Origin of the sequence: Clostridium sp. CM028 (assembly GCF_030585565.1) — a bacterium.
Classification (GTDB): Bacteria; Bacillota; Clostridia; order Clostridiales; family Clostridiaceae; genus Clostridium_AD; species Clostridium_AD estertheticum_B.
The window spans coordinates 3,577,206-3,602,648 of sequence record NZ_CP077766.1 but is presented as its reverse complement, the minus strand read 5'-3'; the positions used below and the strand labels follow the sequence as shown (position 1 = coordinate 3,602,648).

24 protein-coding genes and 1 pseudogene are annotated in these 25,443 nt (G+C 30.9%); 3 read left to right on the top strand and 22 right to left on the bottom strand.

Annotated features, from left to right (window positions below; genetic code table 11):
• Positions 1 to 2: 2 nt before the first annotated feature.
• The 5 genes and pseudogenes from KTC94_RS16825 to KTC94_RS16805 all read right to left on the bottom strand — a co-directional run bounded on the left by KTC94_RS16825 (position 3) and on the right by KTC94_RS16805 (position 5,774).
• A complete protein-coding gene (locus tag KTC94_RS16825; protein WP_220285987.1) occupies positions 3 to 596 on the bottom strand; it encodes an aminodeoxychorismate/anthranilate synthase component II in 594 nt (197 codons plus the stop codon).
• Between the two features lie 136 nt (positions 597 to 732).
• Entirely contained in the window at positions 733 to 2,088 is a 1,356-nt protein-coding gene (locus KTC94_RS16820) for a HAMP domain-containing sensor histidine kinase (RefSeq protein ID WP_220285988.1), read from the bottom strand.
• Positions 2,072 to 2,760, bottom strand: a pseudogene (locus tag KTC94_RS16815) (response regulator transcription factor). Before KTC94_RS16815 ends, KTC94_RS16820 begins: the two are co-directional and overlap by 17 nt.
• 40 nt (positions 2,761 to 2,800) lie before the next feature.
• Positions 2,801 to 5,119 (bottom strand): ABC transporter permease, encoded by a 2,319-nt coding sequence (locus KTC94_RS16810; protein ID WP_220285990.1) that lies wholly within the window; start codon positions 5,117 to 5,119, stop codon positions 2,801 to 2,803.
• Positions 5,106 to 5,774 carry an ABC transporter ATP-binding protein gene (locus KTC94_RS16805; protein ID WP_220285991.1) on the bottom strand — a complete coding sequence of 223 codons (669 nt, stop codon included), beginning with the start codon at positions 5,772 to 5,774 and terminating at the stop codon, positions 5,106 to 5,108. Before KTC94_RS16805 ends, KTC94_RS16810 begins: the two co-directional genes overlap by 14 nt.
• Before the next feature lie 346 nt (positions 5,775 to 6,120).
• Between KTC94_RS16805 and KTC94_RS16800 the strand changes: the two genes are divergently transcribed.
• Positions 6,121 to 6,954: a PHP domain-containing protein gene (locus KTC94_RS16800; protein WP_216301737.1), complete on the top strand. Its 834-nt coding sequence runs from the start codon at positions 6,121 to 6,123 to the stop codon at positions 6,952 to 6,954.
• Between the two features lie 489 nt (positions 6,955 to 7,443).
• Here KTC94_RS16800 and KTC94_RS16795 read toward each other — a convergent pair whose 3' ends face one another.
• The 3 genes from KTC94_RS16795 to KTC94_RS16785 form a co-directional block, all read right to left on the bottom strand.
• Positions 7,444 to 8,850, bottom strand: coding sequence for an aminopeptidase (locus tag KTC94_RS16795; protein WP_216301736.1), 1,407 nt, complete (start codon positions 8,848 to 8,850; stop codon positions 7,444 to 7,446).
• A 119-nt stretch (positions 8,851 to 8,969) separates the two neighbouring features.
• A complete protein-coding gene (hprK, locus tag KTC94_RS16790; RefSeq protein WP_165411867.1) occupies positions 8,970 to 9,890 on the bottom strand; it encodes an HPr(Ser) kinase/phosphatase in 921 nt (306 codons plus the stop codon).
• Between the two features lie 53 nt (positions 9,891 to 9,943).
• Positions 9,944 to 10,111, bottom strand: a complete 168-nt coding sequence (locus tag KTC94_RS16785; RefSeq protein WP_216301735.1) for a DUF896 domain-containing protein — start codon at positions 10,109 to 10,111, stop codon at positions 9,944 to 9,946.
• Between the two features lie 336 nt (positions 10,112 to 10,447).
• Between KTC94_RS16785 and KTC94_RS16780 the strand changes: the two genes are divergently transcribed.
• Complete coding sequence (locus tag KTC94_RS16780; protein WP_216301734.1) at positions 10,448 to 10,624, top strand: aspartyl-phosphate phosphatase Spo0E family protein; 177 nt, start codon at positions 10,448 to 10,450, stop codon at positions 10,622 to 10,624.
• Between the two features lie 17 nt (positions 10,625 to 10,641).
• Here the strand turns inward: KTC94_RS16780 and KTC94_RS16775 are convergent, their stop codons facing one another.
• Complete coding sequence (locus KTC94_RS16775; RefSeq protein WP_216301733.1) at positions 10,642 to 11,040, bottom strand: hypothetical protein; 399 nt, start codon at positions 11,038 to 11,040, stop codon at positions 10,642 to 10,644.
• A gap of 231 nt (positions 11,041 to 11,271) precedes the next feature.
• The gene (locus KTC94_RS16770; RefSeq protein WP_216301732.1) at positions 11,272 to 12,447 is read right to left on the bottom strand and encodes an FprA family A-type flavoprotein; all 1,176 of its coding nucleotides are present in this window, start codon (positions 12,445 to 12,447) and stop codon (positions 11,272 to 11,274) included.
• A gap of 300 nt (positions 12,448 to 12,747) precedes the next feature.
• On the opposite strand from KTC94_RS16770, the gene KTC94_RS16765 reads away from it, so the two are divergent.
• Complete coding sequence (locus tag KTC94_RS16765; protein WP_220320157.1) at positions 12,748 to 13,584, top strand: NAD(P)-dependent oxidoreductase; 837 nt, start codon at positions 12,748 to 12,750, stop codon at positions 13,582 to 13,584.
• Between the two features lie 52 nt (positions 13,585 to 13,636).
• Here the strand turns inward: KTC94_RS16765 and def are convergent, their stop codons facing one another.
• The 12 genes from def to KTC94_RS16705 form a co-directional block, all read right to left on the bottom strand.
• Positions 13,637 to 14,107, bottom strand: a complete 471-nt coding sequence (def, locus tag KTC94_RS16760) for a peptide deformylase (RefSeq protein ID WP_220285992.1) — start codon at positions 14,105 to 14,107, stop codon at positions 13,637 to 13,639.
• A 151-nt stretch (positions 14,108 to 14,258) separates the two neighbouring features.
• Positions 14,259 to 14,930, bottom strand: coding sequence for a V-type ATP synthase subunit D (locus KTC94_RS16755; RefSeq protein ID WP_165411874.1), 672 nt, complete (start codon positions 14,928 to 14,930; stop codon positions 14,259 to 14,261).
• A 2-nt stretch (positions 14,931 to 14,932) separates the two neighbouring features.
• Positions 14,933 to 16,315, bottom strand: a complete 1,383-nt coding sequence (locus KTC94_RS16750) for a V-type ATP synthase subunit B (RefSeq protein WP_165411875.1) — start codon at positions 16,313 to 16,315, stop codon at positions 14,933 to 14,935.
• On the bottom strand, positions 16,308 to 18,080 hold the full coding sequence (locus tag KTC94_RS16745) for a V-type ATP synthase subunit A (protein ID WP_165411876.1): 1,773 nt from the start codon (positions 18,078 to 18,080) through the stop codon (positions 16,308 to 16,310). Before KTC94_RS16745 ends, KTC94_RS16750 begins: the two co-directional genes overlap by 8 nt.
• A gap of 17 nt (positions 18,081 to 18,097) precedes the next feature.
• On the bottom strand, positions 18,098 to 18,406 hold the full coding sequence (locus tag KTC94_RS16740; RefSeq protein ID WP_165411877.1) for a V-type ATP synthase subunit F: 309 nt from the start codon (positions 18,404 to 18,406) through the stop codon (positions 18,098 to 18,100).
• Positions 18,399 to 19,400 (bottom strand): V-type ATP synthase subunit C, encoded by a 1,002-nt coding sequence (locus tag KTC94_RS16735; RefSeq protein ID WP_216301727.1) that lies wholly within the window; start codon positions 19,398 to 19,400, stop codon positions 18,399 to 18,401. Before KTC94_RS16735 ends, KTC94_RS16740 begins: the two co-directional genes overlap by 8 nt.
• 79 nt (positions 19,401 to 19,479) lie before the next feature.
• Positions 19,480 to 20,079 carry a V-type ATP synthase subunit E gene (locus KTC94_RS16730; RefSeq protein WP_220320156.1) on the bottom strand — a complete coding sequence of 200 codons (600 nt, stop codon included), beginning with the start codon at positions 20,077 to 20,079 and terminating at the stop codon, positions 19,480 to 19,482.
• Positions 20,080 to 20,112: 33 nt separating this feature from the next.
• Positions 20,113 to 20,589: a V-type ATP synthase subunit K gene (locus KTC94_RS16725; protein WP_216301725.1), complete on the bottom strand. Its 477-nt coding sequence runs from the start codon at positions 20,587 to 20,589 to the stop codon at positions 20,113 to 20,115.
• Positions 20,590 to 20,602: 13 nt separating this feature from the next.
• Entirely contained in the window at positions 20,603 to 22,570 is a 1,968-nt protein-coding gene (locus KTC94_RS16720) for a V-type ATP synthase subunit I (RefSeq protein ID WP_220320155.1), read from the bottom strand.
• Positions 22,557 to 22,883, bottom strand: a complete 327-nt coding sequence (locus KTC94_RS16715; protein WP_165411882.1) for an ATPase — start codon at positions 22,881 to 22,883, stop codon at positions 22,557 to 22,559. The genes KTC94_RS16720 and KTC94_RS16715 overlap by 14 nt, the downstream gene beginning before the upstream one ends.
• Before the next feature lie 264 nt (positions 22,884 to 23,147).
• Entirely contained in the window at positions 23,148 to 24,881 is a 1,734-nt protein-coding gene (locus KTC94_RS16710) for a B12-binding domain-containing radical SAM protein (RefSeq protein WP_220285993.1), read from the bottom strand.
• Positions 24,856 to 25,395 (bottom strand): class I SAM-dependent methyltransferase, encoded by a 540-nt coding sequence (locus tag KTC94_RS16705; RefSeq protein ID WP_165411954.1) that lies wholly within the window; start codon positions 25,393 to 25,395, stop codon positions 24,856 to 24,858. Before KTC94_RS16705 ends, KTC94_RS16710 begins: the two co-directional genes overlap by 26 nt.
• Positions 25,396 to 25,443 lie beyond the last annotated feature (48 nt).

Genomic DNA, 25,443 nt, shown 5'->3' with positions numbered 1-25,443 from the left:
CCTTAGTTTTCAACAAATTTATCTTGAATTCTAACTTCATTAATAAAATTTTTAAGAATTTCATGTCCATATTCCGTAAGCTCTGCTTCAGGGTGAAATTGTACCCCTTCAATGTGATATTGCTTATGTCTTATACCCATTATAACACCATCCTCTGTTTCACTAGTTATTTCTAATACCTCTGGCAAGGATTCTCTCTCTATTATTAAGGAATGGTATCTCGTAACCTTCATTGGACTCACAATATTTTTAAACACATATTTTCCACTATGCTTTATTTCAAATACTTTCCCATGCACTGGTTCATTTCCCTTAATAATTTTAGCACCAAACACCTTACCAATAATCTGATGCCCTAAACATATTCCCAAAATAGGTATGCTGCCTTTAAAGTTTTCTACTATTTCCATGCAAATCCCCGCATATTCAGGAGATTTTGGACCAGGTGAAATGATTATTCCTTCGGGTTTAATTTTCTCAATATCCGCAAAGGAAATTTTATCGTTTCTATATACTAATATTTCCTCACCTAGCTCTTCAAAGTATCTAACTAGGTTGTATACAAATGAATCATAATTGTCTATCATCAAAAACATAAACTATCTCCTATTCTCTTATAATTACTTATATTATATCAAATAGTTTGCGTAAAATCATTAGGATTAAAATCAACTTTCATTTTCTGTTATTATATTTTAGCTCGCAGTTAAAACTGAAAGCTTTCACTTGCTATTATTTTATAAATAATTTAAATACTACCTCTTCCTTTTCTTTAAAACCTTTTATAATTCCTTCATGAAGCTTTACAATATCCTTTACAATAGACAACCCTAAACCACTACCCTCCTCATGCCTAGACTTGTCCTTTTTATATAATCTTTCAAAAAAACTATCCACTTCTGCTTCTGAAACTGTCTCTCTAGGAACATTACTCACGCAAAAAACTCCATAGCTTATGCTATTTAGTTCTTCTTTGAAAATTTTAATTTTCACTACAGTATTTATTTTAGAGTATTTTAAAGCATTACTTATGATATTATTAACTGCCCTACCAATCAAATCAGGATCACCATTTATGTAAACAGGCTCCTTTGATAGCTCCACTTCTAGTTTTAATGAGTTCTCATCAAATCCACTTGCTTCATCCTCGAATATCTGTCTTCCCAATTCATTTAGCTCTAAGTTTTCAAAATTTAATATTATATCCTTTGATGTTAGTTTTGAATATTGAAAAAAGTCCTCCAGCATAGTTCTAAGATATACACCCTTACGTTCTATGATGCTTATATACTTACTTAGCTCTTCCTTAGAATTGTATTTGTCCTTCTTAAGAATATCAATATATCCAAGTATTGTTGTCAGAGGAGTTCGTAAATCATGTGAAATATTGGTGAGAAATTCGCTTCTTTTTCTATCTTCTTTTTCAAGTTCAGATGCCATAAAGTTAATACCTTCTGCAAGCTCTCTTAATTCGTTGTTATAGTGAATGGGTACTCTGTGAGATAAGTTCCCTTTGGCTATAATTTGCACTGAGAATTTCATTTTTGAAATATAGGATACCCTCCCCCAAACTAATATAAAAAAGATTATTACAAATCCTATTAAGGCCCAGAGCATCATCATGCTGTCACCATTTCCATATCCAAGGTAAACGTAATATAAGAAATATCCATCCTTTAAATATTCACAGCCAGATACTCTGAAATCCTTTTTATATTTGCTTGGCACAGAATATTCTCTTTTGCCATCTTTTAGCTCATTCTTGTCTATGACTTGTACTCCTTTACTATTTTGAACTATAACATTACCCCTCTGATCTACTATATAGAAACTGTACCCTTGATTATATGAATATTTATCATTTATAAGTTGCTTTAGCGCTATATTATTACTAAGATTACTGTTTTTCAATTCCTTCTCTAAGTTCGGTATACACTTATCATAAATATTATTTATTCTAAGTGTAGGATTTTTATTATAAATTCCCACTCCTTTATCTTTTATCATTGCGGAACTCAAAAATGAAATCACAAAAGCAATTAATGCTATAATAACTAACTCACCCTTAAGCTTAACAATCCTTTTCAACTTTATACCCCATTCCCCAAATAGTTTTTATATACTTACCCACTTTAACCTTATCACCTAATTTATCCCTAAGGTTTCTCATGTGTACAATAACGCTGTTATCATTTTCTAAAAATGTATCCTTCCATATTTGCTCATACAGCACTTTGGTTGAATATACTCGTCCCTTATTTGAAGCTAAGGTGCTTAAAATCTCAAATTCCTTAGGGGTTAACATGATTTCTTCCCCAAATCTTTGTACTGTATGTTCTAAAAGATTTATTTCTAAGTCCTTTATTTTTAAAATACTATCTATAGCCACATTACTATCTGATGTTCTTTTTAATATTGAAAGAACTCTTAATGATAATTCTGTAAAGTCAAAGGGCTTAACTACATAGTCATCGCATCCCTTAGTAATCCCTTTATTTTGTCCATTTGTTCACCTTTAGCAGTTAACAGAATTACAGGGGTATCACAAAACTCCCTCATCTTGGCTAACATTTTATAACCATCCATTTTAGGCATCATAATATCTAATAATATCAGTGAAAAGGCCTTATTTTTACTAATTATTAAACCTTCCTCTCCATCACAGGCGTAATCAATTTCATAACCTTCTCTAGAAAAATAAATACCTAACATTTCTCTTATGTCTAAATCATCATCCACAATTAATATATTTTTCTGCATTTTACCACCTATCTTTAAGTTTTTTCTTAATTATACCATTTTAGTTCTCTCTTAAAAACTCATAAGAATTATATTTTATCATAGTGATAAACGGATAGATGAAGGTAGCCACAGTGAGAGTTAGGCTACAAAGTAATAATACAATCAAGTCCCATAAAGAATATACTGCATTAATTCCTAGTAGCTTAAAAAACAACTTTGAAACCGAAACATAGAAGCCATAAGACAGAACACATGACACTATGATAAGTATGCTTCCTTTAAAGATGTAAACTTTTGATATAAACCCTTTTCCTAGGCCTAAAGCTCTTATTACCGTTTCTTCTTTTCTTTCTTCTAGAAACGTAATGTTCAAAAGATTAATATTAAAAATTAATGATGCAAACACTACCATAAAAGAAAGTGCTTTAAATATATTAAGAAATTTCCCTATATATGTTGACATAGCGCTACCTAGAATATCAATTGATATAACAGGACTGTCCCCTAGTTTATCCATCCATTTAGTGCCGTCAGCCTTAATGTAAAATTTAGAATCATTGCTATATCCACGATAAGGCAGTAGAATGCACATACTATCTATAATCGAATTATCATAAACGCCCTTTATTTTTATATTTACTGTTTTATCTTTATAAGATATGTGAAGTATATCTCCAACCTTCAACTTATTTTTCTTTTGGTACTCAGAAGTAATCAAGCACCCGTCTTCTCCGTCAAAAAGTTTTTTACCTTCCACCATTTTAAACTCCAGCTTGTAATCTTCCTTTTTTATTTCTATAAAGGCAATTAATTTTAGTTTAATATTATTGTTTAGGACTTTACCTGTTGAATTATAATTTTTAATATACCCTTCAACCCCATTTTCTTTTGTAAGAACATTTTCCAGATTTAGGTTTTCTTTAGAAGGCAAAATATAGTTATATGGCAGCGCTGTAGCTAAAGATTTATTCATGCTATTTTTAACATTGTTGTTTAGATTTAATGTGATCATAATAAATACTAGAGTAATAGAAAAACTTACAGTAAGCAAAATAAATGTTAAAAAGTTTTTCTTCATATTTTTAAAGGAATACATTAATAATTGACTTCTGTAATGAATGGAAGAAAAAATCTTCATCAATACTGCGCTTGCAATCAAAAATATTAAAATGATACATATTATACCTAATGAGGTTGCAAAATTTACAGAACTTCCTATATAAACCGAGTATACGAATAGCATTACAGGTATTAATAATATGAGGTAGATAAATATACGCTTTTTTACTATCCCATTCTTTTCTTCATTTTCTCTTAGAAGCCATAAACCTTTAAAATCATCTATTATTAATAAAGGTATATTTGAAAACATCTCGAAGAATAGTGTATTTATAATAATTCCTTTTGAAAATATCCGCAATTCTTCTATAAAACTTATACTTTGAGGAATATAATTCATTTTTAATATGAAATTGGATATTAAAATAGTGGTTAAAACAGATAAGATTACGGGCAATAAAACTATAATAGATAATTCCATTCTTAGAGCATTTTTTATATCCTTATTTTTAAGGGATAAAAGCTTCATAATAGATATATCTCTTTTTCGTCTTATTATGAGCATTATTGAGGTCGTTATTATTACTATTGAAGATAGTATATACCCCATAGTGGTCAATATTCCAAAAGAAGCAAATTGTACATCTGTCTCACTTTTAAGCGTTCGCTCTTTATCCTTTATTGAACTATACATATATCCATCTTCCTTAGACTTTATACGCTGTTTCAACTCTTCTCCATCAGTATTTCCACCGATATAAATTAAATTACCCTCACTTCCACTGACACTTTCACTTATTTTTCCGTAACCAATTATTGTTTCATCATTAGTTACCCCTTTAGGAATTGTTTCTATTTCTTTAACCGTATAGGCTTTTGTTCCCCCATCAGTTTTTATATTAATTTCATCTCCGATTTTAACAGCAAGATTCTTTGCCATAGATGAATCCAAAATTATTTCATCCTTTTTAATGTTCTGCTCACCTAATATCAAATTAGCGTAAAATTTACTGCTTTTACTGTTTTGAAAAAAGGCAGGAGTAGTTTTTTTATAAGTAACCTTATAACTCTCTTTTTTTAATATACTTATTTCTTCATTAAAATCTTTAGATTCATAAAATGACTTTATAAATAAATCCCCACCGTTAGCCTCCTTTATACTTTTCTTATTGTATTCATTTATATTTGCGGAAATAATAGGAGCAGTAATGGATAACGTTGTAGTAAGCAATATAGAGATCATGGTGAATAATAAAATCAGCTTTTCCTTTCTCAAATTTTGCAAATTGTATATTTTAAAAATCTTAAGCCAGTTCATTCAAAACACCATCCTCAAGGAAAAATTTTCTATCTCCCAAAGAGCCTATTCTTTCATCATGCGTTACTATAGCAAGGCAGCAACCACTTTCCGCTTTAACCCTCATTAAAAGTTCAATAACCCTTTTACCATTTTCAGAATCTAGAGCACCTGTAGGTTCATCACATAGTATGAATCTAGGACTGTTAACAAGTGCTCTCACTACAGCTACTCTTTGGGCTTCTCCACCAGAAAGTGAGGTTGCTTTAGCATTTTTCTTATCTAACAAGCCTACCTTTTTTAATAAAGCTTCACATTTTTCTATTTTCTCTTTTTTACCTTCTTTGCTATCCATAGCTAACAATAAATTTTCTAAAGGTGTCAAACCCGTTATTAAATTAGAATTTTGAAAAATAAGTCCGATATTTTTACGTCTTAATACCTCTATTTCTTTTTCTTTCTTACCACTGATAATCTTATTGTCAAAAAAGACTTCACCAGTACTTGAAGCTTCAAGCATTGACAAAATATATAGAAGTGTAGACTTTCCACCTCCTGAAGGACCCATTATAGTAATAAAATCCCCTTCCTCGATTGCCATGTCTATGTTTTTCAGAACCTCCTGCTCCATATTTTCGCGTTTATATTTTTTATTCACAGCTTTTAATTGAATCATATAAGTACCCTCCAAATTTTTATAATTGTAATCAAGTCACATTTACAATTATAAAATATGAAATGTATGAAATATATGTCTTAAAAATAAGTAAATTATAAAGATTAGTTATACGAGTAACTATCTCGCAGGCTACCACCTATACAATTGCAAATAAAAAGAGCCTAACATTTAATAAATATTCAATAATAATTATTATTTATTATAATTCCCTTTTAATATTCACCAATATTGGTTAAAATGGTATTAGGCACATAAAAATAAATAGGCTACAATAGACTCGTATATTGTCTTGTTATTTATTTTTATATCCCTTAATGCTAAACTTTAAATTTGAGGTGATTATATGTACAATCGAGGTGATTTCCATCTTCATACAAATGCGTCTGATGGAAAACTAAGTCCTAAAGAACTAATTCATGAAGCGTCTTTAAATGGTTTGGATATTATTGCAATAACAGATCATGACACAACTTTAAATGTTGAGGAAGGAATCAGAGAAGGTCTAATTGAAAATATAAGGGTAATACCTGGAATAGAACTATCTACTATTTATAATAACGAAAGCATTCACATATTGGGTTATTTTAAAGATGATAAATATAAAGATGTTGCTTTTCAAAATTTCTTAAAAGACATAGATGATTTCAGAATATTAAGAGCTAAAAAAATAGTGGAAAATTTAGATACGTTTTTTAAAATAAAACTAGACTATCAAAAAGTTTTAGATGAAGCTAAAGGAGTAATAGCTAGGCCCCATATAGCTAAAGCAATAATTGATGCTGGTTATAAATATGATTGGAAATATATATTTGATAATTTCCTTTCAAACAGTAGCCCTGCATATGTACACATTAAGAGAATTTCAACAGCCGATGGCATAACCATATTAAAAAAAGTTAATGCATTAGTTGTACTTGCACACCCTGTTCTAATTAAAAAATCAACCATAGATGAAATGCTAAGCTTAGATTTTGATGGTATTGAAGCAGTTTACCCAATAAATACAAAAAAGCAAAAATCACTATTAAAGTCAAAAGCTAAAGAATATGGCAAGTTAATTACTGCAGGTTCAGATTTTCATGGAATTACAACCTCAGATACCAGTCATGGCGTCGTTGGTTCAGTTTCCTTAAGCCATAATGAACTAGCTACCTTTGTAAATGCCTTAGAATCATAAAAGAAAAAAAGTATATATTACTATTAATGCAATGCATTAATAGTAATATATACTTTTTTTTACACATAAAAAATTTGTTATTTATTTTGATACCCTATTATGCAGTTATGCTAATATGTATATAAGAAGGATGGCAGGTAAAGTAATAATAAATCTCAATATTACCTACCAAAAAGTCTTTTAGCCGGTAGGCTGCAGATGTGGTAGATATGCTTTGAATTTAATATTCGCAAAACAAATATCTATCGTCTAAAGAAGAGCTCTTGCGCAACTGTGGAACAAAATCGTAAACTAAAGAAAAAAAGCATATATTACGTAAGCTGCATTTGAACAAGCATTAGCAATTTTTTGCTAATGTTATGAAATATACGTTAAGAAAAGTACATGTTTGAGCGATAGTGAGTTTGTACTTTTTAGTGTCTTTCATAATATTAGCTTAGAATTACTCAGCGAAGTGAAAAGCAGTTGTAATAATATACACTTTCTTTTCTATATTTCTATTAAGAAAGCTTCATAAGCTCTAAAAGCTTCATATATGTCTGCTTTGCTTGCAATTTCCCATGGCGCATGCATATTATGAAGAGCAACCCCTGAATCTATAACCTGCATACCAAACCCGGCTAGTATATAAGCTATTGTACCGCCGCCGCCTTGGTCCACTTTTCCAAGCTCTGATGTTTGCCATGAAATATTATGTTTTTCCATTATGGTTCTAAGCTGCGCAATAAATTCTGGATTTGCATCGTTGCATCCTCCTTTTCCGCGAGCCCCAGTATACTTGTTTAAAACTATACCTTTTCCAAAATATGCAGAATTACGCTTTTCCATAACCGAAGGAAAGTTTGGATCATATGCCGCACTTACGTCTGATGATAACATTTTTGAATTTGCTAATGCCCTTCTTACTTTTAAATCACTATATTCTCCCATTAAATTAACAACCTCAGCTACTGTGTTTTCAAAGAATTTTGATTGCATTCCTGTTGCACCAATACTTCCAACTTCCTCTTTATCCACAAGTAAAACAATACAAGTTTTGTCTGTTTCCTTAATGTTCATTAATGCTTCATAAGAAGTGTACGCACACACTCTATCATCTTGTCCATAAGCCATAATCATACTGCTATCTAGTCCATAGTTTCTAGCGCGTCCTGCAGGTACTACTTCTAATTCTGATGATACGAAATCTTCTTCATCTATATCATATTTATCATTTAAAAGTTTTAATATATTTAACTTAACTCTATTTTTTGCATCCTTATCTTCTACTGGTATACTTCCCATAAATACGTTTAAATCTTCACCTTCGATACCTTTGTCTAAAGTCTTTTTCAATTGATCTGCTGATAAGTGAATTAGAAGATCTGAAATTCCAACTACTGGTTCTTTTTCATCTTCTCCTATTACTACATTTATTACTGTACCATCCTTTTTAACAATAACACCATGAATAGCTAAAGGTAACGTAACCCATTGGTACTTCTTAATTCCACCATAGTAATGTGTTTTAGCTAATGCTAGATCTGAATCCTCATATAATGGATTTTGTTTTAAATCGAGTCTTGGTGAGTCCACGTGAGCACCTAAAATTTTAAAACCCTTTTCAATAGGCTCAGACCCAATTAAAAACAATGCTAAGGTTTTTCCCATACTGCTAGCGTAAACCTTATCACCAGCTTTTAATTTAGTGCCTTCACTTATATAAGTATCAATATTTTTGTAACCGTTTTTTTTAGCTAGTGTAACAAACTCTGTAACGCATTCTCTTTCAGTTTTGCATTTTGACATGAAGTCTATATAATTGTCAGATAATGCAAATACCTTTTTAAAATCACTTTTTGTGTATTTATCCCAAGCTACTTCATATTCTTTTTCTAAACTTTTAATTTCAGACATGTTTATTCCCTCCCTATTATAAATGCTTCCTGCACTTACTATTCTACTAAATATTTCCTAAAATTACAAACATTTAAAGTTACAAAAAAAACATTATACTCTATGTTAATTCCATTTTTTTATTTCTTAAGAGTTGCAGTTACTTCCTCTATTCTCATATTTATGGTTTCAACAGGAGTTATCTTAGAATTTAAACTGTATCTATAATTAGCTGCAGCTGCTTCAATAATTACTGCTATATTCCTACCTGGCCTAATTGGCAATGTTATTTTTCTTACAGGCACATTTAGAATATCCATAAATTCATTATCTATACCAAGCCTATCATATTCTTCACTCTCATTCCACTGAGTAAGTGATATCAACAAACTAATAGTCTTAGTGTTTAGAACCGAACTCATACCATATATTGCTGGAATATCTATTATCCCCATACCTCTGACCTCCAGCATTCCTGAGGTTATGTATGGGCAACTTCCAAGTAATACACCATCAATTTCTTTAATGTCAACTGCATCGTCTGCGATCAGCCTGTGACCCCTTTTTATAAGTTCTAACGCACATTCACTCTTACCTATCCCACTTTCTCCACTTAATAACATGCCTATACCATAAACATCTACTAGAACACCGTGAAGTCTAGTTTCTGGAGCTAACTTAGTATCTACGTAATTTGTAAATTTACTAATAAATCTTGTAGAAATTAATTTTGTTCGTAAAACCCATCGTCCATTTCCCCTTGCTGCCTCCATAAGTTCCTTATGAGGTTGCATCTGCCTAGTGACTATAACGCAAGGTATATCTAATTTAAAGTATTTATTCAATCGTTTCTTCCTAAGGTCTTCTTCCATACAATCTAGAAAACTCCATTCTGCCATACCTATTAATTGAACTCGATTATTATCGAAATACTGGTAAAAGCCTGCAATTTGAAGCCCCGGTCTATTAATATCACTAACATTAATTAAGTTACCCTTTTCTCCTTCTACTAAAACCTCTAACTTAAAATGCTCTATTAATTCCTCTATAGTAACATCCATTAAAACTCCCCCATTTTTACTGATTTTAAAATTTATTGTTTTTAATAAAGATATTATACTTTTTTAATTGTATCTAATTGTGCTCTAAAATTTCTTTTAACATTGTCAATGTACTTTTGCCTTAACTCTTGTTGTTCTAATTTCTCTTCCTCTGTAAGTTGACTTTCTTTGCTTTTATTATAAAGGTAATTTATTCTGTTAGTTAATTCATCAATATTCATAATATCACTCCTAGACTATTTTTAACTTTTCTATTATACCAAAATATTTTATTCATAAATAGTATAAATGAAACATATTCTGATTTTATAATTATAACACAAGAAAATTAAGACTTTTTTCGTCATTTACATATTATTCCATGTAAGTTTTTTCAACATCTGTATAGATTTTTTTGTTATATTTTACCATTATATAGATGTTTTATTTAACAAATTATAGTATATTTTGTATTTTTTTATATTTTATTGGCTAACTAAAAATTTAACATAGATTGCATAATATGTTATTATATATTTATTCCACAAAAACAAAATAAAGCGAAGAGGTGTTGATGTATGGATATTAAATTAAAAATTATAAAGGAAGAATTAGAATCATTAAGAACAATATTACATTTTTTACTAAATTGTAAAGAGCCTACAGATAAAATAGTTGTATCATGCAGTCAGCAATTAGATGAAGTTATAATTAAATATCAGAAATTTCAAGCCATTTCGGAAAAAGTGGCTTGATAAATCCACACATGATTTTAGATATCCAACTCAATTAAAATATCATCAATTTCAATATTTACATCTGCACCATAAAAAACTACCGCGAATTCATTAAATTCATATGCATCTTCTGATATATCACAACCAATGAATTCATATTCAATTTCCATTTCCTCAGCGCATTCTTCCATTATATCTTCCACATTATCTGCTGAAATATCACTTAAATAAGGCAAGAAAAACTCTTCATACCAATCTTCTTCATTTTGTTTAAAATCTCCTTCTTCATTTGCATAAGATGTAGCAGCTTCAATTTCTACTTCATCATAATAATATTTAAATTTCAGTGCTATAGTGTCCTTTTTATATTGAATTTCAACTATGTCACTTAGGCCATTCTTATTTAGAAAATTTATTATATTTTGCTTATTCAAATATACCCCTCCATAAATCATTTGTGAATTATTTACTGCGATTTAATTCTTGTCTGGATATTATTGCGAAACTTTTTTTTACAATAATATTTAGTATCCTGGTCATTATATTCTTTGCATTTGAAATATTTTTAATTCTTTATAAAAAAAAAGAAAAATTTCACTAACCAAGTGAGATTTTCTTTTATTTACTATAATAAACGTTGTAGCCTAAGTATCCCTAGTAACTTATTAATTCAAGAGTTGTAAATACTCCTCCACAAATTTATCAGCTTGCTCAAATTCCTTGCTGTCTGGGACGAATTTAAATTTAAGTCCTTCCTCGACTACTTTAAATTTTAAAGATTTTAGTCTTTGTGTAAGCATCGGAACTCCTTCACCACTCCATCCATATGATCCGAAAGCTGCTGCGACTTTACCTCTATTTGTTATTGGACACACAAGAGACAGAACATCCCAAGCAGGCTTTACAGCATCTTGATTGATAGTTGGAGAACCAATCATAATACCTGAGGCTTCTTCAATTAATGATACAATCTCACTTAAATTCATAGATGTTATTTCATGAACTTCAGCCTTTATTCCCTTTTCATTAATTTTATTAGCTATATATTTTGCCATAGCCTCAGTATTATGATAAGCGGATATGTATAATATTTGAATGTTTTTTTCTTTTATCTCGTAAGTTTTAGCCCACTTTCTATAAAGGTCTACATACATTTTAATATCCTCTACATGTATAGGACCATGGCTTGGCGCTACCATATCTAATTCTAAATCTTTGATTTTATCTAATCCCATATTAACAAATTTTTTAAATGGTCCCATTATAACGTCAAAATAATATTTCATTTCGTCGAAATAATCACCTGAGCAAGCATCCGTTATACAATTAACTGGTGAATAATGACAACCCATTACGTCACAAGTAAACAATACTTTTTCTTCCTTAGCATATGTAAACATTGTATCAGGCCAATGTAAATTTGGTGCTGAAATAAATTGTAATGTGTTTTTACCTAAGCAAATCTCTCCTACTGCTGGCCTGCTATTAAATTCCTTGTTAGTAATTTCTTTTAGATACGTTATAGCAGGTTTTGAAGCTAGAACAACAGCCTCTGGATAAACTTCTAAGAGCTTACCTAAAGAACCACTATGGTCGAGTTCTGTATGTTGAACAATTATGTAATCAACTTTTCTTTCTCCAATAACACCTTTTATTTTATCTAAAAACCCTTCAAAGAAACCATTTTTAACACAATCTATTATAGCAACTTTTTCATCATCTATTAAATATGAATTATATGTAGTTCCTTTCTTTGTTTCCATTATAATATCAAATACCTCGAGCTTAGGATCGTTTACCCCAACCCAATAAATATTGTCTTTTAACTTTGTTGTTTCCATTCTCAAAGTCCTCCTTTAGTTCTCTTAGTGTCTAACAATTATTAATTGTTAGACATCCTATAAACCTATATGATTTTAATCATCTTACATATAATATATTTTACCACATTTATCAAATCCATTCAACTAATAATGATTATTAGTTAACCTATCTTTTATATACATGAAAATGCATATACTTTATAGTTTGTCACTTAAATATTAAAATATTCTATTATTCACCCTGAAAAATAAAATATTTTTTAATAATAAGGATACTGAGCCATATACTTTAATAGCACGAACTTTAAGGAGGGCTCTATGAATATTTTAATAACTGGCGCAAAAGGTAATATTGGAACTTATCTTTGTAATATCTTGTCTAAATCACATACTATATATGGATTAGATAAAACTGAACTTAACATAACTGATAAAATAACTACCGAGAAAACTCTGTATGAATTAAAGCCTGACGCTGTAATTCATACTGCGGGCATGACAAATAAATATATTTGTGAATACCATGAATCTTTAGCCTATGATGTAAACACTGTAGGAACTTTAAACATTGCTAATTGTTGTAATTCGCTTAGTATCCCCCTAGTATACCTATCTAGCACAGATGTATACGGAGATACTAATACAACACCCTACAGTGAAGTTGATGAATGTACCCCAATAAACGCCTATAGCAAAAGTAAATTAGGTGGAGAAGAATTACTACAAACCATTTGTGAAAAATATTTTATTGTCCGCACCTCAAATATATTTGGTGGCAATGATTGTTTTGTGAGAAAGCTCATAAATGGCAAACATACAGCAATTTATCTATTTTCGGACCCCACCCTTTCCGTAACTTATATTGAAGATTTAACTATAGTCCTTCAGAGACTATTAGAAACTGATAAATATGGGATATATAACTATACCAATGAAGGTTGTTTATCAAAGTCAATGCTAATAAATAGTATTATAGAATTTAGTAATCTCGATGTTCCGTTAGTTGTGAATTCAGATAAGCTTTTATCCAATCTCATTAAAGAACCTAAATATACCTGTGTAAATAATTCGCATATAAAACATTCTCTTGGCATTGAAATTGCTCCTTGGGATGATAGACTTAAAGATTACATTAATAAACACCTTAAATTGTAAAAAAGAGCATGCCTTATGATTTTAATAATCTCAGGCATGCTCTTGTACAAAATTATTCTGTTGTTACTTCGTACATTTCCTCAGCTCTAGACATATATAATACTCCATCTAGATGGTCAATTTCATGACATAAGGCCCTTGCCAGTAATCCTGAAGCTTCATAAGTTACTGGTTTCCCCTTAATATTAATTCCTACAACTGTAACGTTTGTAGGTCTAAATACTTCACCTTCATATCCTAAGTAGCTTAAACAGCCCTCATAATCCTTTTCATTTCCTGACTGAGCTGTTATTTTAGGATTTATAATTATTATTGGATTTTCTTCTTCTTCTCCTAAATCAATTAAGATAACCCTTTTTAAAATTCCTATTTGAGGAGCCGCAAGTCCTATTCCATTACCCTCATAAAGCGTATCCATCATATCGTCAATTGTGTTTAATATCTTCCTATCTATTTTTCCTACCTTCTCACAAATCATATTAAGACGCTCGTCTCCATATTGTAAAATTTCCCTAACTGCCATATGCATTCTCCTTTTCTTTATACTAATTGCGTTTCACAGCAATAACTTTTAAATGTATACATATATTCTATTCTAAATATATGTATACATCAACTAAAATCTCTGCAAAAAAAATTAAGGCATCACTAAAGACACCTTAATTCCACCTTATTTATGTGCTAATTCTTTTTGCATCTGCTAGCTCTTGAGCTTTCTCCATCATACTTTTAACCTTCATAAGTCTAGTTAAAGCTCCACGCTCATTTTCCTCAAGCTTCATTCTTATATACTTTATAGTTTCATTGAGTTGAGGTATAGTCATGTATTCAAGTGCATTAACCGTTCTTCTAGTTTTTTCAATCTCATCTGCCATGAGCTGACAAGATTTTTCTACTTCTGCAAGTTCTAAAAGCTCCGGCAAGGCTAAATATAACTTTTCTATAGCTCCATCAAGATCTGCCGAAGTGCTGGCAAATCCATATGGATATATACTGCCAGGATCATCTTCTAATTCTCTTTTAAACTTCATTATCGGAACATTAACACTCATAAGATTTTTTGTCTCAACTTCTACAGAAATTTTTTCTTTTGGTTGCGCTATTGCTTCCTCTAGAAATTCTGATGACATTAATGCACTTGCCATAACAAAATCCTTAAAAGAGTTCTGTAATTCTTCTTCAACTTTCGCTCGTAGTTTATTGTTATGTTTTATAAGATCAATGAATCTTCTCATAAGCTCATCTTGCTTATCCTTTAATAATTTATGACCACGAGTAGCTGTACCTAATCTTTTTTTTAGTTTAGTAAGCTCCATTCTAGTTGGATTAACATTGAGCCTCGCCACGTTTACTCACCCTCTTTTTTTGGTAAGTATTTTTCTACATATTCATCTCTAATTCTCTTAAGTTCATTTCTTGGGAGAATAGATAGAAGCTCCCATCCTAAATTTATTGTTTCATCAATAGTCCTATTAGTTTCAAATCCTTGGGAAACATATCGTTTTTCAAAAGCATCTGCAAATATTGCATATTTTTTGTCTGCATCAGATAATGCCGACTCTCCTAATATAACTGCAAGCTCTTTTGCTTGCTTACCTTGAGCATATGCAGCAAATAGTTGATTCATCGTATCAGCATGATCTTCGCGCGTTTTGCCTTTGCCTATACCTTTATCTTTAAGTCTTGATAACGACGGTAGAACATCTACTGGTGGCATAATGCCTTTTTTATAAAGTTCTCGGCTTAAAATAATCTGACCTTCAGTTATATATCCCGTTAAGTCAGGAATTGGATGAGTTATATCATCTTCCGGCATTGTAAGTATAGGAATTTGAGTTATTGAACCTTCAAGTCCTTTAATCCTACCTGCTCTTTCATATAGCGTCGAAAGATCAGTATAAAGATATCCTGGATATCCACGTCTACCTGGAACTTCTTTTCTTGCAGCTGAAACTTCACGCAGAGCCTCACAGTAATTTGTAAGATCAGTCATAATTACAAGTACGTGAAATCCTTTTTCGTAAGCAAGATATTCAGCTGTAGTTAGTGCCATTCTAGGCGTAGCTATTCTCTCAATAGCTGGGTCATTTGCAAGATTCATAAATAATACAGTTCTGTCTATTGCACCAGTTTTTGTAAAATCATCTACGAAAAACTGTGCTTCTTGAAAAGTTATTCCTATAGCTGCAAATACAACAACAAATTTCGTATCTGAATTTAATACCTTTGCTTGCCTTGCTATTTGAGCCGCAAGTTGCGCATGTGGGAGACCCGAACCAGAAAACACTGGTAATTTTTGTCCACGAACTAAAGTATTAAGTCCATCAATAGCTGAAATACCTGTTTGAATAAACTCTGACGGATAGTCTCTTGCCACAGGGTTCAATGCCTCTCCATTTATATCGAGTCTCTTGTCAGGAATAATTTTAGGTCCACCGTCTTTAGGCCTACCAAGTCCATCAAAGACCCTTCCAAGCATATCTTCTGAAACTCCAAGTTCTAGTGGTCTTCCTAAAAATTTAGCCTTACTACCTTTTAAGTTAATTCCAGCAGAACTTTCAAATAACTGAACCATTGCTTTATCTTCATTTATTTCAAGTACTTTTCCGCTACGAATTTCACCGTTCTGTAGTTCTATTTCCACTAGTTCATCGTACCGAACGCCTTGAACTTTTTCTACAACCATAAGTGGCCCTACAACTTCTGTTATAGTTTTGTATTCTTTAATCATTTACAGCTCCTCCTTCCGTTATTAATTCTTCAATATCATTAGATAGGGCCGTAAATATATCATCAATTTTTGACATATCAGTTTCTGCAATATATTTTGCTCTTGCTATTTTATCACGCGCAGGAATCTCTAATATCTTTTTCAAATAAATCCCTGAACTCAATGCTTTTTCACCCTCAACATGGAAATCTAAAACTAATTTCAACATTTTATATTGTTTGTTAAGTGACGTAAAAGTATCAACCTCATGGAATGCATTCTGTTGTAAATAATCTTCTCTAATTGATTTTGCAACTTCTAGTTTTAACCTGTCCTTTTCAGAAAGAGCATCTACACCTACAAGTCTTACTATTTCATCAAGTTTTGCTTCTTCTTGCAAAATGGTCATAGCTTTAACCCTAAGCTCAGTCCAATCGGCAGCAACGTTCTCATCCATCCAATTAGCTAGCTGATCCAAATATAGTGAATAAGAATCCAACCAATTTATTGATGGAAAATGTCTTCTATAAGCAAGTTGCGCGTCTAGTCCCCAAAACACTTTGACTATTCTAAGCGTTGCTTGAGTAACTGGCTCTGATAAATCTCCACCAGGAGGTGATACTGCGCCAATAACTGTAATTGCGCCTATTCTTTTGTCGTCTCCAATGCAAACTACCTTTCCAGATCTTTCATAAAAATCTGCTACACGTGAGCCTAGATATGCTGGATACCCCTCATCACCTGGCATTTCCTCAAGTCTTCCTGACATTTCGCGTAGAGCCTCTGCCCATCTTGACGTAGAATCTGCCATTAATGCTACAGCAAATCCCATGTCCCTAAAATACTCTGCAATAGTTATACCTGTATATACAGAAGCTTCCCTAGCTGCAACTGGCATATTAGAAGTATTTGCAATGAGCACCGTTCTTTTCATTAGTGATTCACCTGTTTTGGGATCTTTAAGTTCTGGAAACTCATTCAAAACATCTGTCATTTCATTGCCACGTTCACCGCAACCTATGTAAACAACTATTTCTGCATCTGCCCATTTTGCAAATTGATGTTGAACTACAGTTTTTCCACTACCAAAAGGACCCGGAACACATGCCGTACCACCTTTAGTTACTGGAAAGAAAGTATCTATTACTCTTTGACCTGTAACTAGTGGTTCTATTGGATTTAATTTATCAGCATAAGGTCTTCCACGTCTTACTGGCCACTTTTGCATTAACGTAATTTGCTTAATTCCGCCATCTGTTTGCACCTCTGCTACTACATCTTCTACAGTATATTCTCCTGCAGTTATAGACGTTATAGTACCCTCTATTCCTTTAGGCACCATTATTGTTTGAGTTATAACAGTAGTTTCCGCAACTGTTCCTATAGCTACGCCATATGAAACAATATCTCCAACGGACGCCGTAGGAACAAAGTCCCATTTTCTTTCTCTATCTAGTGGCGAAACATTTACACCTTTTGTTAAGTAATTACCAGCTATAGCTCTTATTTTATCAAGCGGTCTTTGAATACCATCAAACATTGATTCTATAAGTCCTGGTCCAAGTTCAACACTTAGTGGTTCACCGGTAGTAACTACTGGATCTCCTGGTCCGAGGCCTGATGTTTCTTCATATACTTGAATAGAGGCTCTATCTCCTCTCATTTCAATAATTTCGCCAATAAGACCCTTATCTCCAACCTTAACTACGTCATATATATTAGCTTCGTCCATATCTTTTGCAACAACTAATGGACCTGAAACTTTTACAATTTTACCGATTTTCAAGTTATCTCCCTACCTTTCTATAAAATATTTACGCCCACTGCTTTTTCTACATTATCGCGAATTCTTTGCATTCCTATATTTAGTGAGCCTTGATTACTTGGTATTAATATAATGGCAGGAATCATCTGTCTGTTATATCTTGCTATAGTTTCATCTAAGTGCTGAGCTATCTGCTCAGTTACAAATATAACTGCATAATTACTTGACGCCATTTTATCTATAGCTTTTTTAGCTTCTTCTACTTCAATAACCGGATATACGTCAATTCCAAGAGCTTTGAAAGCAAGTATTGAATCTTTATCTCCAACTACTCCTACTTTATGCATAAACTTCACGCATCCTTTCTCTTATGATCGTCGTATCAACATTATTTAATTTCCCAACCGTAATTATTCTTATTATCTTTATTTCTGTTTCCTTTGCTGCGATATACGCAAATATTGGCTCAGGTCCAAAAGTAACATACTTAGCGGCCCTTAGCTTCTCCATAATATAGTTTTCTGATAATTTTTCTAAACTAGAAAGTTTACCAGTTTTAATATATTCTTCTAGTCCAATTCTTACAACTTCTCCATATTTTGATGAAGAAAATTTAGTTGCCATATTTTCAATTGGATCACTAAAAGCTGTTAATAGAACATCACTAGATATATCTCCACCAATCAATATAACTTCTTTAAAAAAGTTAACATCCTTTTGTTGTTTTTTTAATCTAATTATTGACTTAATATTAGAAAAATCTATACTTTTCTTAACATATTCAATTATAAAATCAATTTTTGTTTCTTCTGCCCTAGCTAACATATCTACATACATATACCTATCCAATATAATATCTATCTTTTGAGGATCATTAAGTTCTTTGTATACTTTTTCCACCTCAATTATAGCTTCCCTCATATTAGGGTCTAATTTCTTATATTCCATAGTTGTCATGTAAAATTTTAATTCCTCTATATTTACTGTACCTGCTGGAATTAGCATATGAGAAAAGTCCTTATCTAAAGTTCTTCCTTTTAACAACACTTTTATATTATGATAATCATATTTCAAACTCATAATATCTACTATAGAAGGATATGGAGAAACTTCATACATAAGGGAGTATACTCTATTTAGCTCATCCTTAAGTAATATATTGTAGTCCTCTGCTCTTTTTACATTTCCCATCAAACTTGCATATTCGGTTTCCTTCAAAATTTTAAGTACTTCATCCGCCGAGGAGCTGTCAATCATTCTCTCAATCTTTACTTTACTCAGGAGTCTTTTTTCTAATACTCTTAGCCTAGCCACAGCTTGTGTAAAATCCATATTATTCATATATGGCTATCCTCCTTGTTTTGATCCGGAGTGGATACCAATTATAAATAGGTATCCACTCCTTAAATTTTATTTACATTTATTTAAATAATGTGTTAACAATTTCAGGTTCTAGTTCATCCCTTAAGGAGTTAACTAGACTTTCAAAAGTATTATTAATCTCTATACCATTTTTAAGTACTACAAATCCACTTTTTATATCTCGATTATCGGAACTTAATTTTAATTCACCTATTTTTCCATTAGTTTTTAGTGAAATATTAATTCCAGATAAATATTCATCGCTTACAATACTTTTATATTTCCCAGGAAGTATTATTTCTTCATCCCCTGCTATTGGCATTGATAAAAGATATTTTTTTATAAGTTCCAAATAATCATTATCATTTATCGCCATAAGTTTTTCTAGCGCACTCTCAAATACCTTATCAATCATTTTTTGCATAGCCCCTAGCTTTTCATTTCGTGCTTTTAGCTGAGAATTTGATACAATTCTCTTACTCACCATAATAGCTTCAACCTTAGTTTTTTCTATCATTTGTTTTTTTACTAGTTCTGCTTCTTTTGTTTTCTTTTCTATTAATAAAATTTCATTGTTTTTAGCTTCTTTCAAAATAGTTTCTGCTTTAATTTTAGCATCTTCTATTATCTTGGCAGCTAATTTATCTAAATTTGACATATTCTCACTTCCTCTAGCTCATCACTTTTTAAATTAGAGTGTCTTACTTACGAGTATTATTGAAACAACGAATGCTAAAATGGCATATGTTTCAACCATTGCTGCAAGTATGATAGCTTTTGTGCTATGATCTGGTTGTTTAGCTACTATTGCAATACCGGCAGCAGCTGCCCTAGCTTGATATAATGCTGAAAAATACCCTACGAAAGCTATTGGTAAACAAGCCATCAAATAATAAAATCCAACATCTAAAGTCATACCCGAAGTTAATTTAAGCAATACCATAAGTCCTATAACGAAACCATAAAGTCCTTGAGTACCTGGTAATAATTGAAGAATAAGGGCTTTACCAAATTTTTCAGGTTCTTCTGTTGTAAGTCCTGCAGCTGCCTCACCAACCATACCTACTCCTTTTGCTGATCCTATACCTGGTAAAATTACCGCTAAAGCCATTCCTAATGCAGCGAAGATAAATCCACCGTTTTTACTCATAAATTCCATGAACGTCATAATTAATTCCTCCTTAAATTTGCTTTCCTTTTATTATGTTAATATATTGATTTTTTGATTTAAACACCTTGAATGCTTTTCCTCCGCCTTCATAAAACTTGCTAAAGTACTCTACATACTGAAGCCTAGCACTGTGAACAAAAGCTGATAATGAACTTAATAATAGATTAAATGTTTGTGCAAACACGAATATAAATATACCTATAATAATATTAAATGGTGTTGGCATCATTTTAATAAGCATATTAAAAGCAGATGCTATAAATCCTCCTGCAAGTCCAAGAGCCATGATTCTTGAGTAGGAAACTAAGTCACCTATATAACTAGATATACCATATAAACCATAAAGACCTCCACCAAGTTTTGCACCAATGCCTTTGTTTTGTCTTCCTTGAGTTAATACTAGTGCAACCATTCCAACTATCATAACCCATTTACCTATATTAACTACAGCAGGACTTAATCCTATTTGTGCTCCACCTAATAATAAAAATGCTCCAGTTAATGCAGCGTACCATGTCACTACATCATAAATAGCATCCATTGGCTTTCCATCGCGAATTAACATATAACCTTTAACTCCAAGGCCAAAATAGATTTGGATTGCACCTATTACTATTGATATAATCAGTAATAACATTATATCTTCTCCAGGATTTATTAAACTGTGAGTTGATATAAATGGAATTATATCCCCGAAGAAACCTCCGTAAACAACGCCTGCTAGTGCAGTTGGTATACTTAGTAGTAAGAAGAATTTAGCAAATTTTTTCTGTCCTTCTTCTAAATTAAATTTTTTCAATGCAATTGCACAAGCTATGAACATTACTAACCCGTACCCAAGATCAGCGAGCATCATCCCAAAGAATACCATGTAAAAGGGTGCCATTACGGGTGTTGGATCTATCTCTGAATATTTAGGTAAACTATACATTGATACTATTAGTTCAAATGGTTCTACAACTGCACTATTCTTTAAAAGTATAGGCACCCTATCATCTTCCTTGACAGCTTTTTCAATTTCTAAATAGAACTCTTCCTTAGTTGTAGACTTTATCAAATTTTCTAAATCTTTTGCTGATTCTGTTGGTACCCATCCCTCTATGGCAACGGTGTTCTCTGTTTTTAAGAAATTTTTACAAGCTGAAGCTTTTATATGTTTATTTGATAAATATTCATATACTATTTTAAAATCCTCTAAATACTGGCAATCATTTTTTATTTCAGCATTTATTTTTTCTTCTTCTTTAGATATCTCATCTAATCTTTTGTTAAACTCGCGTACAATTTCTGCTGAAATTCCATCATATTTTAAATTAGTAGTATTAAAGCTATAATGTTTAAGTATTTCACTAGCTTTATCTTCATACTCTTTATACACTAGTGCTATTACATTAATTGCATTTTTTCCGTCACTAATAACTTCTAAGTAAGAACACGGAATTTTACTTTCAAACTCTTCTCTAAAAGCATCTTTAAAAGCTTTTGGCAAAGACCCCATTAAGAATATTGAAGAATTTAATGATTTTAAATCCTTAAAAGAGGCATCTAAGGATATCCATGGAGTTAATGACCCTATTTCAGAATTAATTTTGGCTTTTTCACTCTTCATTTGAATCAAATTATTATCTCGATCCTTTAACTTTTGATAGTTTTCTTTATAGTTTGATTTTTTCGCTAAAGTTTCTAACTCCTCATAATCCAAAGAACTTTTACCTTTGATTAAAGATTTTAGAGCACCCTCTTTTTCTGAGTGCTTCATTAATAGATCTAGGGCAAACTTTACTTTTGCTTGCTCTCCTTCTAAATGAGAAACTTTTTCATTTTCCGAGTCTTTTACAAGAGATTGCAAATCTTCTTCTGCACTTTCTTGTAGGTTTACAAATTGAATATTTTCAAATTTGTGAAAGTTATCAAGCAACGCTTCTTTTTGTGATTCAAAGGCAAACAATGTAAATTTGCTCATTTTAACTATTGCCATTATTTTTCACTATCCTCTCAACCACCATGTTAACCGACCTATCAAACCTTTGTTTATCTAAATTTAGTATATTCGTGACCTCTATCTTACCTGTATCAAAAATTGGTTCAGACTTACTTTTACCTTCTTCTTTAGCATTTTTAATGATTTTTTTAGTTTCTTCTCTTGCATCATCCAAAACCTTTTTGTACTGATCTTCGGCGTAAATTTCAGATTTTTTTAATATATCCTTACTATCCGAAATTGCCTTACTTACAATATCTGCTGCTTTTTTTTCCGCTTCTTTTATACTTTTTATTGCTTCTAATGCCAAAATATCACCACCTTTTACTAATAACTAGCCATAATGAGTATATATAAATTATTAATAATTTATATAATAGTAAATACTTAGTATAGTATTTACCTTTATTCTATTTTATATAATATTGAATACATCTTAATTATACTAATTTTTATTGAAAGTTTCAACTTTTTTTTAACATTAACAATATTCGTAATATTAACTTATTCCGATGTGACAAATGTCATTTTTAATAATTTATCATTTTTTCCGTTTTATAACTTTTATCATATTCTAATCTAGGATTGAAGTTATATCCTTTATGTTATCCTCATCATTAATATCATAAACTAAATAATGATCTTCTTTGCGTACAGTATTATTATCTATATAATCTAAAATATCAATCATAAATTTTTCAATATGAATATTAGATGTATTGTTTATATCATTGTTATGTAGCAACTTATCCTTAATCGATCTTTCTACTTTCTTACCTAAATCTCTGATTAGAAAATCTGGAAGCCACTTCTTTTTGTTATATTTAAGGTAGTCATATTTAACAATTTCTTTTAAAACGAAATCTTCTTCTTCAAGTTTCTCCTCATTAAATTCAATAAATATCTTGTAATAATCTACTGAGGAAATGTTTCTACTTAAATATCCCTTTTCATAGAAAAACACTCCCAGTTCGTAATAAAATTCAAATGGTGTATTAAATTTTTTCACAAAATATTTTAGAATAGTACTAAACTTTTGTGAATTGTAATATTTGTCCACAATTTTTTCTACCCTTTTTAAGCTTACTAATTCCTCATAACTTATATCCCTTGTCTTTAGAATTTCATATGGTGGATAAGGTGCATAGACCATTCCCCAAAGAGTTGCTTCACTCCTCATATCCGAACCTTTAAGTAATTTTAAAAATCCTAATTGTATTACTTCTGGATGAATGCTATAAACATCATTAAAAGATTTTTTAAATGATTCATAATTTTCTCCTGGGAGGCCCGCTATTAAATCTAAATGTTGTTTAATATTTTTTATTTTTTCTAATTCCTCCACCATTTCCTTTATATCATTAAAGTTTACAAATCTATTTATATTGTTAAGAACTAAGGGATTTGTTGTTTGTACACCCACTTCAAATTGAAATCTACCCTTTGGTGCCTTAGCTAAAATGTCTAATTCCTGTTTGTTTAGAAGATCTGCTGAGATTTCAAAGTGGAAAGTTATTTCAGTATCCATCTTTATTAGAAATTCCCAAATTTCTACCGCAAATCTCGAATTGCAATTAAATGTTCTATCAACAAACTTTATTAATTTTACCTTCTTGTCCACGAGAAATTTCAATTCTCTCTTTACTCTTTCAGTATTTAAAAATCTAACTCCATGAGTAGTCGAGGAGAGACAATATTTACAATTAAAAGGGCATCCTCTTGATGCTTCATAATAAACTATTTTATTGGTAAGTTCTTCTTCATTATATGGGAAAATAACTTGCTCCATATCCATTAATGTTCTCTTACCACCATAGTTAATTTTACTATCACATCCTATATTTTCATAATATTTATAATATAGCCCTAGAATATTTTGAATGTTACCACTATTCTCATCATTGATTTCAGAATCATCCTTTGAATTAATTCTCCATTTAATAAATTCTTTATACGTTACCTCTCCTTCCCCTTCTATTACATAATCCCCTACGTTTTCCTCAAGAAACTCTTTACAATTAAAGCTAACCTCTGGTCCTCCATAAAGGATTTCAATCTCACTATTTACAAGCTTTATAAGAGATGATACAGCCTTAACGTACTCAATGTTCCATATGTAGCAAGAGAATGCTACAAGGTCTGGCTTGCTACTCAAAATTTCCTCTACAATTCTTTCGATTTGATCATTAATAGAAAACTCCATAATTTTGCATTCGTAATTTAAATCCTCTGTATATGTTTTTAAATATCTTACTGCCAAGTTACTGTGAATATATTTTGCATTAATTCCTACTAGTGTTACTTTCATCTTTTGATTTCCCTTTCTTTTTGCATATCATATAATAAACATTATCTGAATTTTTCAAAGTTAATATTTCAAAATAAGGTTGTAAAATTTTGATTGTATTCTCTTTGGAACTATCTTTAAATATATTTAAGTCTATTAAATGTATTTGTTTTGTATTTTTATCAGGTGACACAATCTTTATTTTAGAATTAAAGATTTTAGCAAATCCCTTATCTACATCCCATATATATAGTAATCCATCTTCTTTCAGAAATTTATATATATCTTGTATTAATTTACTTTTGCTTTTTGTAAATTTTATATCACTCAAAGTAAAAAACAGTGCACAGAGATCATACTCACCTTCTTCTATTCCAGTCTTCTCACCTTTCCCCTCTATATAATCTAAGCTACTACTATCATCAACATATTGTTTGTATATATTATATATAATTCCATGATTAGAAAAACCTATATCTAATATATTTCCTTTGAAAATTTCTTTTTCTAAATTTATAAAAACCTCCTTTTTCAATTGTTACTCCCCCTTTGTTAAATATATTTCATATATTTTTACCTATTT